We start from the raw sequence: 18417 nt of genomic DNA, 5'->3' as shown, positions 1-18417 counted from the left end.
AACACAAAAAGAAGAACAACACGCCGCGGCGTGTTGTTCTGAAACCAAGAATCGCTATATTTGCATATCTGAAGAATCTGAAGGCACCTCCCCAGACACACTTTTTGAAACACTACCGGTGCCGCGGATCGACCTGGATCGGGAATTATTCCCCGAGTGAAGACTATAACACAAAAATAAGATCCACACGCCGCGGCGTGTGGATCTGAAACCAAGAATCGCTATATTTGCATATCTGAAGAATCTGAAGGCTCCTTCCCAGACACACTTTTTGAAACACAACCGGCTTTTTCCTTCCAAATATACACTTTTGGAAACATTCCACAAAAAAATCAAACATTAATTCATATTTTCAAAAAAATATTTGGGCCTCTCCATCTTTTCTTCATAGACAATACCAAATCGATCCGTCACCCGAACGATAATCTGCGAATCGCTCCGTTTGGCCTTCGCTCGGAACATATGAATATTACTTACAGCTCGCCAATCATTCGGCCTATGATTAAATTGCTGAGTTTGGTCGCGCAAATACATATAAAGCGGATCTTTTCCCCAAAACTGCTCTACGGCAAGCTCTTGACCATCTTCATAAACCGCAACGCGCCACAAAGGATCCCAATTGAATACATTTACAATTATTTCATTTGCATCTGTTTCTTCACAATACTCCTTAGGAACAGCATTCATGTCATACGCACGGAATTGACTTTTTTCAATCGATAATCCCACTGCCTTATAAAACCACTGAATTTTTTTACCGGAAATCTCAAATATCTGATATCCACTCAATGTTCCATCTGTAGTGATCGGACGAATATCATTCAACTGCCAAGAAATAGCCGAAGCCGAAGCCAACGTATGCTCCGTAATATTATCAGCAATACATATATTGCGATTACGATGGTCATGTCCCGACAAAATATGAACTTCTGAATACGGTTTCAACAAGTCAATCAATACCGATACATCCTGATATTCCGAACTTCTTTTCTCTATAATAGGAATGCCATTCGACAAACCAGAATAACGATAAGCAGGAACATGCATGGAGACAATCAACGGGGTCTCTTTATCAACAAATGACAAATCCTTTTTCAACCATTCAAGTTGGACACTATCAATATAATATTTGTATTTTCGATTGCCAAGCCCAATGATGTTATCCAACATTATATAATGTACATCTCCAATATTCAACGAATAATAAGTAGGACCGATATATTTGCGATAAGCCCGGGACGCTTTCCAATCGACATCCTCATCCGTCAACCCCATAACAGCAGGATCATTATCATGGTTGCCCATCACATGATAAATCATCGTTGGATACTTTTTGAATTCATTTAAATAATTAGGCAACATGAAATTATTCTTATACCACCGATTATCAGTGGTCATATCACCCAAAGAGATCGAGAATTTTTCTCCGGAAGTTTCATTCAATGTTTGAGAAATATCCGGCAAAAATATCGTTCTGAATTGCTTCAAATCTTTAAATACAGCATCCCCTACTAAATGAATATCGGCCATAACGAATAGTTTATACGATTCATTCGGCATGGGCAATAATTCAAAATCCGCATGATCCATCTTTGTTCCTTTTATTGGCAAGCAATGGGCTGGAAGAATTCCGTCTTTCGCTACACTATAACCCGACGGTATGCTGATAAACACATATTCCATATGTTTATGCGCATTAATAAAATATATTCCTTCCGTATCCGTTTTGACAAGATCGACACCATCGGATATAATTGCACCTTCTACAGGCTTCCCTAAACAAGTTACCCTACCGGATATCGGTACAATCTGTTCGGTGTTGTCCTTTTTTCCTAATACATCTGTGGCACAGGCGTTAACAATATATGCCCCAACAAATAAAAAAAACAGTGCTCCTTTTTTCATTATTGTTCTTGTGTGTTGATTTCTGGTTTTTCCATGATCCAAGCCATATTGAAACGATAATGTATTCCACTGCTGACCAAATGGATCGTATTATCCGGAGTTTGAGTTGCAGCCAAATATCCTAAAGGCTCGGAATTTGTTTCTGTCATCCGAAAATACCCGGTCCAGCCTCGTCCGTCCAATAATCTCGGTATTCCATCCGTAAGCAAGCGCTTCACAGGCCATGTTTTACCCTCATCAAATGAAAGAGCCGCAAACATCCCATATCCAACATATTTTTGACCGGAAGCACTCTCAAATTCCATCCCTTGACGCTCTTTGTCGCTTGGATGATGAGTAAATGAAATTAGTAATAACGGGCCTTCATTCAATCTTCGCAGAACTAACCGTTGCCCTGAATAAATAGGAAGAAATTCCGTAGCCGAATAGGTCCAGGTTCTTCCCATGTCCGAAGATCGACTGCATGGCATACGCAATCCCGGATGATCGACATCACCCTCTATGTTGTTATTCCTACCTAAAGCCATCAGATCTCCATTATTGAGTTCTACGACTCCGGCATGAATCCCGGCAATCAGGCCGCCCTCATTTCCAGCTTCATATAACGGAATAACCGGATCCGTATAAGGGGTTTGCCAAGTCTTTCCATGATCTTTGCTAACGTGTATGGCCGAACCGCCAAAATGTCCCGGAACGGCATCGCAGGGTTGTACAAAACAGCCGTTACGGGTAATAAATCCTCCCGCAATGACCTGGTTTCTCAGCGTATGTTCAGGAACAATCATACGCGGCCGACTCCATGTCGCTCCATTATCATGGCTTTCTCGAAGTATAATGGCTAAATTCCGCCACCCCCCGAGAGCTTCAATTCCATTTAAATGATAAAGGACTCCGTTTTCGTCTCGCAAAAGCGATGATCCTGTCAAATTCCGATCCGCAACACATAAGAACTCTCTAGGCTTATCCCAACTTTCATGTCCAACTCGAAGTCGACTGTAAAGAATCACCATTTCCCGTCCAGATTCCTCCTGTGTTGAAAACCAAACAGCCAATAAATCACCATTCGAGCACCATGTGATAGCAGGGCAATGATTATGCCCGAAAAAAGGGACGGAACTCCAATTGTCGGGATCATAAATATAAGGGATCGGTTCCAGAAAGAACGGTTCCTTCCGGGGTTGATGCCATTTAAAAGAGTGCCGAGAGATTGGGGCGACATCGGATTTGACAGCAGAACCATAGGTCAGAGGCATATCCGTCTCAACGATTCTGAAACCGACAGCATAATTTCTATCCTCAGGAATCATCGCTGAGCGATTAGCCGATCGCAAATATTTTACAGGTGTATTATGGCTTCCTCCACGGGTGACTCGAAATAAGCCATCCGAAGGCCCGGCGGGATTGATTTGAAAATCTGAGCTATAAGGTCCATACCAATCGAGACACCACTCTTCGACATTTCCGTGCATGTCATACAGTCCCCAGTCATTAGCCGGATACATGGCCGTCCGCAAGGAAACAGGTTTGGGAGTCTGGTTATAAGCTTGTGCTTTATGCTGTTTCGCAGGCAAGCCGTTGGTTCCGGTATTAAAGGGCGTTGTTGTCCCAGCCCGGCAAGCATACTCCCATTCAGCTTCTGTCGGTAGCCTGTAATTTTTTTTCTCTTTTGCAGAGAGCCATTTGCAAAAACCGACAGCATCGTCATAACTAACAAATACCACTGCGTCGTCATCCTCCGTAGAAAATCCGTTTTTACCTCTCAGAGCACGATGAGTCGGATCATATTGTTCATATTGCAAATTCGTAATCTCCGTAGCTGACATTAGGAAGGGCGATTCAATACGCACAAGATGCGCGGGGGCTTCATCACGATCTTCAACAGCGCCATAACCTCTGGACCCCATGATAAATTCGCCAGAATCAATATGAGCCATTTTAATTCCCAATGAATTGACCGAATATTGTGCCCAAAGAGACAATGGTTGAAACAACAGGATACCGATAAAAACAAATCTTGCCATACAATTAATTATTTATCCATCAATCGGAGCCAATTCCAGCAATGTGCAAATTCAGTTTTCGACAGAACCATACACGGCCAAAGCCGGACGATTGGAGGTACTTTTTCCAATACGGAATGCCGTATTCTCCCAACCATCCTTACTGTCCCAGGCGTACAAGCGAAAGTATATGCGCGTCTTGGATGGGATGTTTTGTAAATCTGAAATCGTAGAAAGGTCTATGGGTTCTTGTATTTCTCCATCGTTGGATGTCGGTGAAACACGAACAGGATGTCCAACGTTCACATAATTGTCTCCATCCACACTATAAGCAAAAACATACTCCTGTGGGCCATTAGGCTGTATTCTCAAAATGAGCTCAATACGATCAAGACTCATTCGATAATTTTTACGGGTTTTCAAAGAAAACTGATAAAACGTTTTCTTACGAACGGCTTCCACAAAAGATTTACACTCCGGCCAAATTCCGGCAAATGAATAGGTTGCTTTCTGACGCTGAACACCGACACCTCTCGTCAATTCAGATCCAAACATATAAGGATCCTCAAATGTTGACATTGCGATTTCCTCATCTCCTCTTGTATCCGGTCCGAATTGCCAAGCAACCAATTGGGCACAAGCGATTCCAGGATAAAGGACCGAGGCAAATATTGCCACTATAATCCATTTCATGATTCAATGATTTATAAAGCCCCTGCAAGAGGATAGTGAAAGACTCACTAATCCTCTTGCTGAGGGGTAATTTTTCTATTCGCAACGGGTCATTCCTTCAATGGTCAAGGCATAAGGTCGTTCCGGACGACTTTGCCCGATACGAAATGCCGAAGTCGCATTCGTGGCTCCCCAGGCATATACCCGAATAATTATGGGAGATGAGAAACTTTGAATACCTTCCACTTCTTCCAACGACAGTGTCGGTTGTTGTATCCCGTTATTGTCCGAAGTCTTTCCTTCGAACTTGAGTTCTCCGCTCATCGGAACAAAATGTTCACCTTGGTCATCACTATACATCCACATATAATTTTTGGGAGCTTCTGTTTGTACACGTAAAGCAACGTCCAAAGATAATAAAGAAACTTTCGCATTATTTTTGGGAACAATCGAAAATTCATAGTATGAACCATGCTCCATAGCCGCTACTCGATCGATATCGATAGGCCATACGGCGGAAAAAGCATTGGATGCTTGCTGTGCCTCAAGGCCAGGACCTCTACTCAACGTAGAGATCTCCAGGTTTGGATCAACAACCGTGGCATCTCGTGTAAGTCCTGCTGAAATGTTATAACCTGTTAAATTCCAAGCGAGTAAAATATATTTTTCAATGATATCCGAAGCGAACCGAGGCCAAAGCGATATGACCGCTGTTCCACTCTGTTCATAGTCGGCAAATGCAATTCCAATATAAGTTGCAGGCTTCTCCGGAACCGACAGCTCCGACACAGGAGAGTCTGGTTGAGCATAGATAGTTAAAGAGCCTGTTTCATCTTCGACAAACAAACCGCCTTCATATGAAAGATCCGGAGACGAAGGATCTGCCGGTGAGCAATTGGCAATTTTGACCAATACGGATTCATATTCATCCGGAAGAGTCAGCAATGCAGACGCCGTTATCGTCTGAGGTGTAAGTCGATGATCCGAACTTAACACCTTTACGTCGGACTCGCCTACCCCATCAATCATCAAACATCCATTCCCCCTTACGAGGCGTTTGTCCTTGATTTGGAATAGAACGGAATCGCCCAATTTAAGAGTTGAGGCTACATCATCTCCGACACGCAATGCTATTCCACGAGTCTTTGTACGTAACGTGCTCTGGATCGTAATGATTCCATCAGGCATATTGCCGTTCTGATAATCTGCATTCACAACTCCAGCAATCTGTACTCCACCAGATAACTTGTCTTGCGTCAAAACCAGATCACTCCCTTTGTATAATGCTCGGACATCCATGATTGAGACCGTCGGATTCAAAGTTCCTGCAGCCCAATCCGGATTCTCTTTACATGCACTTCCCCAAAGACATGCAATAAAAGAAACGAAACATACTATTCTTTTCATAACCATAATTACTTATTCATTGACACCTCTTTGCCACCATACTTTGGTACTGATTTCATCACTGCCTTGCACGGCAACTGCAGCATAATAATTATCCCGGTTAGTAGTTTGCAAGTAAACCGGATAATTCAAGCGCGACGGCAGCTCCTTATTGTTGAGCAAACCCTCTCCTTTAGGCAATATGGGGTACCCAGTTCTTCGACATTCAAACCATTGCTGCAAATCGGTATAAAACAGCGCATAATATTTTTGCAAGTGGATCTTTGCCATTTTATCATCCAAGCCTTCAGCGTCATCCCACTTAATGGCTGGATTATCCAAATAACTGGCCGACACCGTTAAATCCCAAAAATCAAATGCAGCCTCGACCCCATTTTCATAATGCGTTGCGGCATCACCCGAAATATAGTTTTTTACAATGGCTTCCGCAAGTAAAAATTCCAATTCCGCATAATTCATCATATTTCCCAATCGAGGATCTGTTTTGAGAGCCACCAAAAAAGTAGATTTTCTTACAACGGACTCTCCGACTGGATAACCGCTCGGAATCCCCGCATATGCCCCTTCATAATCCACCATCCATTTCGACCTGCGCGGATCATTCCACAAGTTCAAATTATCTGCAAAAAATTCACATACGGGATAAACTCGCCAATCTTCATCCCGCATGGAATAAAATGGCGAGATATAAGGAGTTTCACCTGTCCAGCGTAAAACGGCAGAATCGTCATTACTTGCCATAATCGGATAATTGTCGGGACTGGTATCGATCATTTCTGCAAGTTTCGAAGCTACAAACGATTCATTTTTAGCCGAAACACGCATCAGTAACCTTATGTACAATGAATTGGCAAATTTGCGCCATTTCAAAGCATTTCCGCCAAACACAGGATCACATACTACCTGATCCTCGGGTAAATCGACACCGTCGCTCAACAAGGTATTCGCCTGTTCCAGTTTCTTGAAAATTTCCGTATAAACAAACTCCTGCCGATCAAACGCAGGTGTCAGAATCCCGTCCCGTCCCTGACAGGCTTCGGTATAAGGGATGTCACCGTAGGTATCCGTTAACATGGAGAAGACCCAACTTTCGCAGATCAACGATATACCCATATAAGTATTATAGACCTTCTCATTGGCTACGCTGTAAAGCGTTTGAGCGAATGCGTACATATCCTTGAAGTTGGTTATTTCCACATACCACTCGTTCCAAAGATAATCAGCTTCAGACTTCCGAATATCATAACGAAAAATTTTACCTTCCGTATCGCCATAATTTACAGTCACCTGCATCAGTTCATTATTAATACGGCGGCATCTGCTCATATTCGATTTCACAACGCTGGACAATGCCGGCGCAAGCAAAGCTTGAGGCAGCGCCGTTTCACTCGCATTAGGATTCCGACTGAGTTCCTCGAAATTCCTGGTGCAAGAGCCTGCAATAAGCGTAATGAGCGCAAATAATATTACAATGGCCGGTTTACAATATCGATTCATAAAACACGTTGTTTAAAATTCAATATTCAGTTTTACTCCGAAATTACGGGTTGCCGGGAATTGAGCTATTTCAAACCCCTTGTCAATCGAACCATTATTCAAGGTTCCGAATTCGGGATCAAATGCAGGCCAGTTTGTGATCATAAACAAATCACGCCCATAAATACCTATACTCAATTTCTGCAGGCCCAATTTTTTTGAAATTTTTGTAGGGAAAGTATAACCCAGTGTAATCTCCCGAAGTTTCAAAAAGTCCGTGCTATAAATGTTTCCTTCGATATTTTCACGGCCATAATGACGAGTATAATAAGTCCATATTTCCGTTGCAACAACATCGTTTTTACGATACGATCCGTCCGGATTCTGAATTACACCGTCTCCAATGATGCCATTATATCGTCCGGGCAGTGTCCTTTTGAGTTTTCCCTGCTCCATAAGGATTGCTGTAGTTTGCGAATAGCCTTTACCTCCGAACTGTCCGTCAAAAAGAATACTGAAGTTAAATCCTTTGTATTTGAGTTCCGTACCCATCGAGAATTTACCTTTTGGCGTACTGTCACCCAAATAGATCAGGTCTGTATTCAAAAGGGGATATCCATCTTCTCCGTATACGATCTGGCCATCCGGAGCACGCATGTATCCAGTTCCGTAAATAGCACTCATGCTTTGTCCGACACGAGCCTCCATAGCTCCACGACCCGACAAAGTATTCTGCAGGCGCAAGGCAAACAAATCATCCGTCAGTTCAAGAACCTTGTTTTCATTCATTGAGAATGTGCCGAACAAACTCCAGGTCCAGCCGTTTCGGTTACGAATGGGAGTGGCGTTGGCTTCGATTTCAAGGCCTCTGTTACGGACCACTCCTCCGTTTACCACCTTGTTATCATAACCTGACGACCGATCCAATGTAGCAGTCAAGATCTGATCCTTGGTTGTTCCTTGATACAAGGCAATATCAAAACCGAGCCTGTTGTTCAGGAACCGCACGTCTGCACCGATTTCCCAAGTTCGAGTTCGCTGAGGTTTCAAATCTGGATTAGGCAGCGTTTTGGGGTTCATCAATCCTCCGGCATAACCGTCGGCAATGGAATACACATAGGTATTTTGATAAACTTTCGTTCCGCTGCTGCCAACTTCCGAGAAAGATGCCCGTAATTTTGCAAAAGTGATCCATCGCGGCATCCGGAACATATCGGACAAAACAGCACTCAAGTTGACAGAAGGATAAAAGAACGAAGAGTTGTCAGTCGATTGCGGAGTTGCCAACACACTACTCCAGTCATTTCGGGCTGTAAGATCCAGAAACAGATAATTGTTGTACGAAAACGTCAGCATTCCGTAAATACTATTGATAACATAGTCACTCTGATAAGGAAGCGTCAATACCTGGAACTTACTGTTGGAAAGGCTGAATACTTGAGGATACATCAGCGCATCAGCCCTATTGTTTTCTCGTCTGTAACGGTTATGTAACGTACTTCCACCCAGTGATGCAGACAAATCAAATGCCGATATTTTTTTCTCATACTTGAGCAGGAAATCACCGGTGAGTTCCTGTGCAAATATTTTTGTCGTACGATACATGCCGTATTTGAATTTATTCGTATCCATAGGGCGTTGTTCCGATCTGTCTTCGTACGACATATCCATCGACCCCCGCAACATCAGACTTAAACCCTTGATGATGTTATAATTCATCTGGACATTTCCAGTCACCGTATGCCGATCGAGTTTGTTGAGCATTTCATTGACAATCAAGTAAGGGTTGTCGGGCGAAGAACTGAACGGATAGCTTTGTTCCACACCTTCTTTGCCAGGCATCCAGTAATCTTTCAGCCAATCCAGATTTCCATTAGGGACCTGCATGATGTTCCAATACATGACCGTCTGGTTGTTATAACCGGTAGCCGGAAGATTATCGCTGTTTTTATTGGTATAATTCACTTTGGTGGACAATCGGATTTTTTCCGACAGCTTGTGATTTACCGAGACGGAAACCGTATTGCGCGTATAACCCGTATTCGGCACGATCCATTCGTTGTATACATTGGTATATCCCAATCGGAAGTTTGTATTGGAAGATCCGCCGCTCAAAGATATGCTATTCGTATATGTCTGTCCAGTTCTGAAGAAATCCTTGTGATTATTCGGATATGGTTGCCACAGAGTTCGTTCTTTGCTCTGACCATGCGTAACGGGATCATACTGATAGAACATTTGTCCATCAAATTTAGGTCCCCAGGCTACGCTCGCCGAACGTGTATTGGGACCATCCTCCGTATTGCCCCAAGAAAAATAATTCACACCCTCTTTGCCAGACCCATATTCATACTGATAATCGGGCCAATGATATGGAGTTTCAAAATTGGCGGTCGACGAGAATGAAACCTTGACACCTTGCGTCGAACTCTCACCGGATTTCGTCGTGATAATAATGGCTCCATGTGCGCCTCGTTGACCATACAACGCTGCGGCACCAGCGCCTTTAAGGACATTGATGCTTTCGATATCCTCCGGATTTATATCATTCAATGCGCTTCCGAAATCGACCGGAGAATCTTCCCCCAAATAAGCATCATTTCCGGATCCCGTAGCTAAGCCACTGCTGTTATTTATAACAACTCCGTCAATGACAATCAGAGCCTGGTTATCACCGGTCAGATTACTCTCTCCGCGTAATATAATCTTGTTAGATCCCGAAGGACCTGCATCGGAGCGAACCAGATTCAAACCTGCAATCTTTCCAGACAGAGCTGAGGTCCAGTTATTAGACAAGGCCTCTGAAATCCTGTCACCATTGATTTGGGTTGTTGCATAACCTAATGCCTTCTGCTCTCTTTTGATTCCGAGGGCTGTAACAACGACATCATTGATTTTTTGAGATTCTTCTTTGAGGACTACATCTATCCGGGTTTGAGTGCCGACAAGTTTCTCTTCGGTTGAATAACCCATATACGAAAAAACCAATACGGCATGTTTCGGAACCGTTATTTTGTACTCTCCTTTCAAACCTGTAATACGTCCAATATTGGTATTCTTTACCAATACGGTCACGCCTACCATGGGAGCTCCTTTTTCGTCTGTTACGACACCCGAAACAGTAAATTGTTCTTGTGCAGCAAGACGAAACGAAATGAGTACGAATATCAAAACCAATAGGCACCTCCCAATTCGTTTTGCTAGCATACAAACATCCATCTTATTAATTTTTAAGGGTTAATAAATATTCACTTATAAATTGGCCCGTAATTCATGCAGGCGCGGAAATCGCTTCCTTCGGGATCGGTGCCAAAGGCGCCCCAGGCCGAGGGTCGGAACAGCGACTCTTCCGGGAGGTTGTGCATCGCTACCGGAATGCGCAGCATCGAGGCCAGCGTCACCAGATCCGCACCGACATGTCCGTAGCTGATCGCTCCGTGGTTCGCGCCCCAGGCGTTCATCACCGAATAGACGTCGCGGAAAGCGCCGTAGCCCGTCAGACGCGGGGCAAACCAGGTCGTCGGCCATGTCTGGTCGGTACGCTTGTTGATCACCTCGAAGATCTTCGGAGCAACGTTCACCGCCCAGCCTTCGGCGATCTGCAGTACGGGTCCGAGCCCCTTGACCAGATTCAGACGGCACATCGTCATCGGCATCTCGCCGCGCGTGAGGAAATGCGACGAGAAACCACCGCCGCGCATGTATTCGCGACCGGCCGGATACCACGTCGTGGCGGCCAGACTGGCCTCGACATCAGCCTGCGTGATCTCCCAGAAGGGCTTCATCACCGGTTCTCCGGCCGCATTGGTCTGCCGGCCCGTTGCGTCGAGCGTACACGAGCCCGAGTTGATCAGGTGGATGATGCCGCCTGCAGCCTTGCCTTCGAGCTGCAGCCCCGTCACTCGCTCCACGGCCTCGGGCGACCAGTAGGTGCGTACGTCGGCAAAAATCTGCGCACGGTTGGTCAGCAGGTGCATGAGCAGCATCGAGACGCCGTTCAGCGTATCGTTCTCCGTGGCAAAGGTGACCGCCTCCCGAATGCCGTTCCAGTCGAACGACGAGTTGAGCATCGCCTCCGAGAAGTCACCGTCGGGCCGGAAATCGGTCCACTGACGCTGGCCCTGAAATCCACCCGCAATGGCGTTGTGACCCATGGCCTCCTCCTCGAAGCCCATGGAGGCCAGAACCGGATTGCCGTGCATCAGGTCACGGATGATCATCGTCATCTTCACCACATACTCCCAGATCTGCTCCTTCTTTTCGCGCGGATAGATCAGATGCTCGGGATTGCAGTCCCGGCCTTCGTTCACCTTGCAGTATTTCGTCACCCAGGCCATGGCCCGCTCAAACTCCCCGTGGTCGTAGATGCCCAGTTCGATCCGCCGCTCGATCTCCGAGCAGTCGACCGCCTCGTTGCGCATCCCGAGATACTCCTGGAAGAAGTCCGGATTGGGCATCGAACCGGCAATGCCCATCGACACCGAACCGATCGAAAGATAGGATTTGCCGCGCATCTGCATCACGGCCACCGCGGCACGTCCGAAACGCAGCAGTTTCTCGCGCACGTCGGCCGGAATCGTCTCGTCGGTCACGTCCTGCACGTCGCGGCCGTAGATACCGAAGGCCGGCAGCCCCTTCTGATTGTGTCCGGCCAGCGCCGAGGCCAGATAGACGGCTCCGGGGCGCTCCGTACCGTTGAAGCCCCAGATGGCCTTCGGCGTCAGCGGATCCATGTCGATCGTCTCGGCGCCGTAGCACCAGCACGGAGTCACCGAAAGTACGGCTCCGACATTCTCCACCCGGAATTTTTCGGCGCAGGCGGCCGCTTCGGCCACACCGCCGATCGTCGTGTCGGCAATCACGCACTCAACGGGCGTACCGTCCGAATAGCGCAACTCCTCGGCATACAGGCGGGCCACACGCCGGGCCATGCCCATGGTCATTGCTTCCAGTGATTCACGGATCCCGCCGCGGCGGCCGTCGATGATCGGACGGATCCCAATTTTAGGTCGATAGTTTTTCATGGCTCTGTTGGTTGGTTTTTCGTTACAAATTGGCTTTTTTACGGGTCAGCGCCGTCAGCAGGAAGCCGACCAGGAAGATGACCGTCGTTCCGAAGACGATCGTCAGATAGGTATGCAGCGGGCTGTGGAACCGGTAGAAGGGCGAACCCTCGTTGATCAGCGGCGAGAGGCTCATCCAGGCAATGGTCAGCAACCCGAGAATCACCGCCACAACGGCATGTACCCGACGGACATTGCGGCAGACGACACCCAGCAGGAAGAGACCCAGCATGCCGCCGCTGAAGATCGACGAGAGTTTCCACCAGGCATCCAGCACGCCGTCGATGCTCATCATCATCAACCCCATGACGATACCCAGTGCTCCGACCACGAACGACGTGGCATAGAGCACCCGCATGCTGCCCTTTTCGGAGAGGTCGCGCTTCGAGAGGCGCTTGGCGAAATCCGTCAGCACGATCGTGGCCGAGGAGTTGATGCTTGTCGCCACGGTGGACATGCCGGCCGAGAAGAGCGAGGCGATGACCAGACCCGTCAGACCGGTCGGCAGCCCGTGGACGATGAACCACGGAAAGATCTGATCGGCCGGCGTCCCGGCAGGCAGCAGCTCGGGCTGCGCCGTGTAGTAGGAGAAGAGTGCCGTGCCGATGTAGACAAAGACGAGCGACACGGGGATGTAGAGCAGACCGCCGAAGAGGGTCGACTTCACGGCTTCGGCCGTCGAACGGGTCGTCATGTAGCGCTGCACGTAGTTCTGGTCGATGCCGTAGTTCTGCATGTTGACGAAGAGACCGTAGATGAGCACCACCCAGAAGGTCGGCTCCGTAAGGCTTGTGCCGAAGCTGCCGAGGCTGAACTTGCCGTGTTCGGCGGCGATCCGGAAGAGCTGCCCCGGGCCCTCGGGCATGCCGAAGGTCAACAGCAGTGCGCAGGCCACAGCCCCGACGATGAGGATGATGCCTTGAATGGCATCGGTCCAAACTACGGCGGCGATTCCACCCAGCAGCGTATAGGCCAGCGTGGCGATGCCTGTGCAGACGATAATCGTCGCCACGTCCCAGCCGAACATCGTGTGCAGCGGCAGGGCCAGCAGCAACAGGATCGAGCCGACGCGCGCCAACTGCGTCAGCAGGTAGCAGATCGCTGCATAGCACCGCGCCCAGTAGCCGAAGCGGAGTTCCAGATAATGATACGCCGAGACGCTGTTGACGTTACGGTAGAGCGGGATGAAGACCTTAGCCGCGAGCCATGTGGCGATGGGAATCGAGAGGCTGAAGACGAAGGGATTCCAGTTGCCTTTGTATGCATCGCCGGGCAACCCCAGAAAGCTGATGCTGCTGACAAACGTGGCGAAGATCGACATGCCCACGACCCACGTGGGAAGCGACCCTTCGGCTGCCGTGAAGGCCGCGGCACCCTTGCGGCTGCGGAAGTAGAACGAGCAACCGAAAAGGGCGACACCGCCGACAAAAAGAAAGAAGACGATATAATCGAGGATGGTTATATCCATGGTTGTTCAGGTTAGATTTTCGATTCGGTATTCAATCCGGGCGTGGCGGTCCGGAGAGCGTCCTACCCGGGATTTCGGGACTCAGGATCAACCGACGCACTTGACACCCAGCGTCTCGAGGGCCTGGCGGATCCGGTTACGCTCCTCGGCGCGGAACTTCCGGTAGGGATACGAGAGGTAGTCGTCGCAGATACCCAGCAGCGACAGGGCGCACTTCACGCCTTTCAGGTAGCTCGAGCCGTACTTCCCGACGGTGTAGATCGAGGTGCTGATCTGCATGATCCGGCGCTGCAGCTCGCGGACGCGGGCAATGTCGTGTTTGCAGGCCGCGTCGTACATCGCCACGTAGAGCTCCGGGAAGAGGTTCGCACCGCCGTTCACGCCGCCGTCGGCTCCCATCAGCACGCATTCGCCCGTCAGCTCCTCCGGACCGACATACAGCGCAAAATCATCCCGGTCGCCCAGGTGATAGATCAACGTCTGGAAGTAGGTCATGTTGGCGGAGCTGTCCTTCAGTCCGACGATGTTCGGGTGGTCGGCGAGCGTCTTGACGGTTGCAGGTTCGAGGAAGACCTTGACATGCGAAGGCATATTGTAGAGGTAGAGCGGCAGCGGAAGCCGATCGGCCAGTGCCGTATAATACTCGATGAGCTCCTGCTGCGAGGGAGCAAAGTAGTAAGGTGCGGCGGCCACAACGCCGACGGCACCGCATTTGGCAGCGTGTTCAGCCAGACGGACGCTCTCGTCGAGAGAGGTGTCCGTAACGCCCACCAGCACGGGTACACGCCCCGCCACTTGCCGGCAGACCCGTTCCACAAATTCATAGCGGAGCCGGTAGGTCAGGCTCTGGGCTTCACCTGTCGTTCCGAGCAGAAAAAGCGCATGGACGCTGCCGGCCAGCATGTGCTCGACCAGGCGCGAGGTTCCTTCAAGATCCAGTTCGTCATCCCCTTTCAGCGGGGTGATCATCGGTGGGATGATTCCTTTGATGCAAGTCATGGTTTTTCGTTTTTATTTGGATTGTTTCGTATTGTCGTGTTCGCGGATCCAGCGCAGAATGAGCGGATAGGTCTCCTCGCCATAGCGGTAGCGCTCGCGCATCCAGAAGCCGTGGCCGCCCTGCGGGAAGATGTGCATCTCGGCCCGCACGCCCTGCTTCTTGAGGGCCCGGTAGAAGCGGATCGAGTTTTCGGGAACCACCGCCCGGTCGTCGTCGCACAACACCAGCAGCACCTCGGGCATCCCTTCATGCACCTGTTCGCAGGTCGAGTAGCGTTTCCGAAGGGCCTCCTCCCCGCTGCGCGCACCGAGCAGGTTTTCGCGCGTCCGCGCCGAGGAGTAGCTCATCGTGATCACGGGATAGACCAGCACGCCGAAATCGGGCCGCGACTCTGCATCGGGATACTCCGTCAGGAGCGTCGAGACGAAATGCCCCCCGGCCGAGAATCCTATCACACCGACGCTCCGCGGAGCGACACCCCACGAGCTGGCCTCGCTGCGGATTACGTGCATGGCCTGCACGCCGTCTTCAAGCGGAATTTCAGGATGGCCGTTCGGCATCCTGTATTTCAGCACGGCGGCAACGATTCCCTGCCCGTTGAGCCATTCTGCCGTCCGGTACCCTTCATAGGTGACGCAAACCTTCTCGTAACTGCCCCCGGGGACCACCAGCATGATCTGTCCCGTCGCCCGGGCCGAGTCGGGAAGAAAAACCTCCAACTCGGGGATGCTCACCCCTACATAATAGCCCTTGTCATTGATCGACTCGGGAGTTCCCTCCAGTCCGTTCTTCGAGGGCGTTCCCTCCGGGAACAGCGGAATGCGTAGCGGCTCCCGAGCCTCAGCGATACTGGCCATAAATAAGGTCAGTCCGATTAGAAGATAGCGTCTCATAATATAAATCCTGACAAAATAAGCATCCGACTATCAAGTATTTCGCTCTCCAATTGTTTTCAACTTAAGAATCAATCAACTTTTGATATTAACGAGATAACTTAATTAAAGAAAAAAGGAATATAAGTAAAAACGTTTTAATAATTCATCTATAATGTGCCATTACTAGTCGTTTTCTTACTATCACACCTTTTCCGGAAGACAAACCTCAATAGCCTTATCCCTTTACAGTTGTTGAGTCATCGACCGACTCTTTATCAGTATATTCAATAATTTCAGGCGACAGCACGACGCGCGTGCAGACCATCGGTTGATCCCGATGTTCGATACTCTTCAGCAACAGATCCAGTGCTTCAGCTCCGAAGCGGTCAATGGGTTGGCTCACGCAGGCCGCCGCTGTCTTGTAGAGGTCGAACGCCTCGTTCGTATCGAAGCAAACCATCGAAAAGTCACGCGGGATCTGCCACCCCTGCCGGAAAATGACGGTAACGCCCTGCAGCGCCAACGTATTGGTTGCGAAGACAAAAGCCTCAACCTGCCGTTCGCGTACATCCCGCAGGATCTCGGTAATGCGATCCATGCGGTCGTGGCGCAGGTGGTGAATCCGGACATATTCGCCCAGTCCGTTCTCCGTCATGCAGGCACGATATCCCTCCTCACGTTCGCGGATATTCGAAAGATTCATCGAATAAGAGATCATCTCAATCTTCCTGCACCCCTGTTTCACAAGCACTTCCGTCACCTGACCGCCAGCCCGTCGGTTATTGAGCACCACACTGCTCAGATCGGCCCCGGGAACTTCACGGTCCAGCAGGACCAGCGGAAAATTCTCGTCGGCAAGTTTACGGAGAATCGGGTCTGCTCCTTCGCAGGGGACCACGATCAGTCCGTCGATCCCCTTGTTGCGGAAGACTTCGATCAGATTCTCGAGTTTCTGTGAATTTTCGTCCGTACTGCCGAACAACACCGTATACTTATGTTTATAGGCCCGGTCCTCGATGCAGCGCGCAATGTCGGCAAAGAACTTGTTCGAGATGTCCGAAACGATGACCCCGATCGTGTTGGTCTTGCCGCTCCGCAGCATTCTGGCCGCATCATTCGGTTGATAATTAAGATGTTCCGCCACGGATCGAATCCGTTCGGCCGTCTCCTTGTTGACCCGGTAGCCGCCCTTTCCGTCCGATTTGCCGTTCATGACAAACGAGACCAGCGCAATCGAAACGCCGGCTTCCGCAGCAATATCCTTGATTGTTATCTTACGAGTCCGTTCTCCCATTTTTTTATCTGTCGGATAATTTGGAGGGATAGAAATTTTCGTTACCTTTGCAAAGGTAATTAAAACGTTTTAACAAACAAATTTTTTCCATCTTTTTTTATTCCATCCGACATGAGAAACTATGCAGAGGAGCTGGATTTTCTGAAATCCTGCCAGATCGAAACCCTCGAACTCTCCGACGAAACACCCGCCGGGGCACGAGTCTGCATCGTCCCCCAATGGCAGGGATGGGTGATGACCTCCACGGCCCGCGGCGAACGAGGAGCGGGTTTCGGATGGATCAACCGCCCGTTGATCGCATCGAAATCCACCCTCCCGCATTTCAACCCCGTAGGCGGCGAGGAGCGCTTCTGGCTCGGACCGGAAGGCGGCCCCTATTCCTTTTATTTTGCACCCGGAGCTGCGCAGAACTATGAAAACTGGCGCGTCCCGGCGGCTCTCGACACTCTGCCGTTCGAGGTTGTCGAGGCTTCGAAGCGCAAAGTCCGGCTGATGCAGGAGGTGGAACTGGGAAACGCATCCGGACACCGGTTCCGGATCGGCATCGACCGCAGCATCAAGCTGCTCCGCCCCACCGAATCCGAATTTCTGCGCAAGATTCCGGCCGCAGGCAAACTCGACACGGTCATCTACCGCAGCGTGAACCGCATCACCAACCTCGGAGAGCAGGTCTGGACTCCCCAAAGCGGGGCCCCTTCGATCTGGATGCTCGGCATGTTCCCGCCCACGACCTCGACAACCGTCTTCATCCCCTACGCCAACCCCGGCTCAGGCGAGATCGTCCGCAGCGACTATTTCGGGGCGATGCCGGCCAACCGGCTCCGGGTCAGTCCGGGACTGGTCTGCATCGCATCGACGGAGCCTTCCGCTCCAAAATCGGCATCCCGGCGGGCCGCGACACCGGCTGCTGCGGCAGCTACGATCCCAAGGCCGGCAGCATCACCCTCATCCGCCACACCCGCTCGACCGAGGGCGACCGCTACGTGGACAGCCGCTGGGGCCATCAGGATGACCCGTTCGGCGGCGATGTCATCAACGCCTACAACGACGGTCCCACGGAGACCGGCGAGATCATGGGTCCCTTCTACGAACTCGAGACCTCGTCGTCGGCCGCCTTCCTGCAGCCCGGAGCATCGAAGACTCACATCCAGGAGGTCTACCACCTGACGGGAGAGCCCGCCGGTCTGGATGCCGTTCTCGAGGCGATTGTCCCGGGAGGGGCCGCGGCCGTGAAAAATGCATTCAAACTCTAAAACA

11 protein-coding genes and 1 pseudogene are annotated in these 18417 nt (G+C 49.8%); 1 reads left to right on the top strand and 11 read right to left on the bottom strand.

What is annotated here, in order from left to right:
• Positions 1-339: 339 nt before the first annotated feature.
• The 11 genes from B5G16_RS08690 to B5G16_RS08645 all read right to left on the bottom strand — a co-directional run bounded on the left by B5G16_RS08690 (position 340) and on the right by B5G16_RS08645 (position 17160).
• A complete protein-coding gene (locus B5G16_RS08690) occupies positions 340-1905 on the bottom strand; it encodes a calcineurin-like phosphoesterase C-terminal domain-containing protein (RefSeq protein WP_087263326.1) in 1566 nt (521 codons plus the stop codon).
• Positions 1905-3926, bottom strand: a complete 2022-nt coding sequence (locus tag B5G16_RS08685; protein WP_087263324.1) for an SUMF1/EgtB/PvdO family nonheme iron enzyme — start codon at positions 3924-3926, stop codon at positions 1905-1907. The genes B5G16_RS08690 and B5G16_RS08685 overlap by 1 nt, the downstream gene beginning before the upstream one ends.
• A gap of 51 nt (positions 3927-3977) precedes the next feature.
• Positions 3978-4598, bottom strand: coding sequence for a hypothetical protein (locus B5G16_RS12585; protein WP_143260856.1), 621 nt, complete (start codon positions 4596-4598; stop codon positions 3978-3980).
• A gap of 75 nt (positions 4599-4673) precedes the next feature.
• Positions 4674-5984 (bottom strand): DUF5689 domain-containing protein, encoded by a 1311-nt coding sequence (locus B5G16_RS12580; protein ID WP_143260855.1) that lies wholly within the window; start codon positions 5982-5984, stop codon positions 4674-4676.
• Positions 5985-5996: 12 nt separating this feature from the next.
• Complete coding sequence (locus B5G16_RS08675; protein WP_087263320.1) at positions 5997-7481, bottom strand: SusD/RagB family nutrient-binding outer membrane lipoprotein; 1485 nt, start codon at positions 7479-7481, stop codon at positions 5997-5999.
• 12 nt (positions 7482-7493) lie between these two features.
• Entirely contained in the window at positions 7494-10667 is a 3174-nt protein-coding gene (locus tag B5G16_RS08670) for a SusC/RagA family TonB-linked outer membrane protein (RefSeq protein ID WP_262481319.1), read from the bottom strand.
• 41 nt (positions 10668-10708) lie between these two features.
• Positions 10709-12484, bottom strand: coding sequence for an L-fucose isomerase (locus B5G16_RS08665; protein WP_087263316.1), 1776 nt, complete (start codon positions 12482-12484; stop codon positions 10709-10711).
• A gap of 22 nt (positions 12485-12506) precedes the next feature.
• Positions 12507-13991, bottom strand: coding sequence for a sodium:solute symporter (locus B5G16_RS08660; protein WP_087263314.1), 1485 nt, complete (start codon positions 13989-13991; stop codon positions 12507-12509).
• Between the two features lie 87 nt (positions 13992-14078).
• On the bottom strand, positions 14079-14990 hold the full coding sequence (locus B5G16_RS08655) for a dihydrodipicolinate synthase family protein (protein WP_087263312.1): 912 nt from the start codon (positions 14988-14990) through the stop codon (positions 14079-14081).
• Between the two features lie 12 nt (positions 14991-15002).
• Positions 15003-15848, bottom strand: coding sequence for an alpha/beta hydrolase (locus B5G16_RS08650; RefSeq protein ID WP_239406051.1), 846 nt, complete (start codon positions 15846-15848; stop codon positions 15003-15005).
• A 253-nt stretch (positions 15849-16101) separates the two neighbouring features.
• The gene (locus B5G16_RS08645) at positions 16102-17160 is read right to left on the bottom strand and encodes a LacI family DNA-binding transcriptional regulator (protein WP_087263308.1); all 1059 of its coding nucleotides are present in this window, start codon (positions 17158-17160) and stop codon (positions 16102-16104) included.
• Positions 17161-17271: 111 nt separating this feature from the next.
• Between B5G16_RS08645 and B5G16_RS08640 the strand changes: the two are divergent.
• A pseudogene (locus tag B5G16_RS08640) lies at positions 17272-18413 on the top strand (DUF6786 family protein).
• Positions 18414-18417: the final 4 nt, after the last annotated feature.

Source organism: Alistipes sp. An66 (assembly GCF_002161445.1).
Taxonomy (GTDB): domain Bacteria; phylum Bacteroidota; class Bacteroidia; order Bacteroidales; family Rikenellaceae; genus Alistipes; species Alistipes cottocaccae.
This window is presented reverse-complemented; position numbering and strand designations above follow the sequence as displayed.

Excerpts from the sequence above, each read along its gene's own strand:
- B5G16_RS08685 (WP_087263324.1), bottom strand. The coding sequence starts at position 3,926 with ATGGCAAGATTTGTTTTTATCGGTATCCTGTTGTTTCAACCATTGTCT.
- B5G16_RS08660 (WP_087263314.1), bottom strand. The coding sequence starts at position 13,991 with ATGGATATAACCATCCTCGATTATATCGTCTTCTTTCTTTTTGTCGGC.
- B5G16_RS12580 (WP_143260855.1), bottom strand. The coding sequence starts at position 5,984 with ATGAAAAGAATAGTATGTTTCGTTTCTTTTATTGCATGTCTTTGGGGA.
- B5G16_RS08655 (WP_087263312.1), bottom strand. The coding sequence starts at position 14,990 with ATGACTTGCATCAAAGGAATCATCCCACCGATGATCACCCCGCTGAAA.
- B5G16_RS08690 (WP_087263326.1), bottom strand. The coding sequence starts at position 1,905 with ATGAAAAAAGGAGCACTGTTTTTTTTATTTGTTGGGGCATATATTGTT.
- B5G16_RS08675 (WP_087263320.1), bottom strand. The coding sequence starts at position 7,481 with ATGAATCGATATTGTAAACCGGCCATTGTAATATTATTTGCGCTCATT.
- B5G16_RS08645 (WP_087263308.1), bottom strand. The coding sequence starts at position 17,160 with ATGGGAGAACGGACTCGTAAGATAACAATCAAGGATATTGCTGCGGAA.
- B5G16_RS08665 (WP_087263316.1), bottom strand. The coding sequence starts at position 12,484 with ATGAAAAACTATCGACCTAAAATTGGGATCCGTCCGATCATCGACGGC.
- B5G16_RS08650 (WP_239406051.1), bottom strand. The coding sequence starts at position 15,848 with ATGGCCAGTATCGCTGAGGCTCGGGAGCCGCTACGCATTCCGCTGTTC.
- B5G16_RS12585 (WP_143260856.1), bottom strand. The coding sequence starts at position 4,598 with ATGAAATGGATTATAGTGGCAATATTTGCCTCGGTCCTTTATCCTGGA.
- B5G16_RS08670 (WP_262481319.1), bottom strand. The coding sequence starts at position 10,667 with ATGCTAGCAAAACGAATTGGGAGGTGCCTATTGGTTTTGATATTCGTA.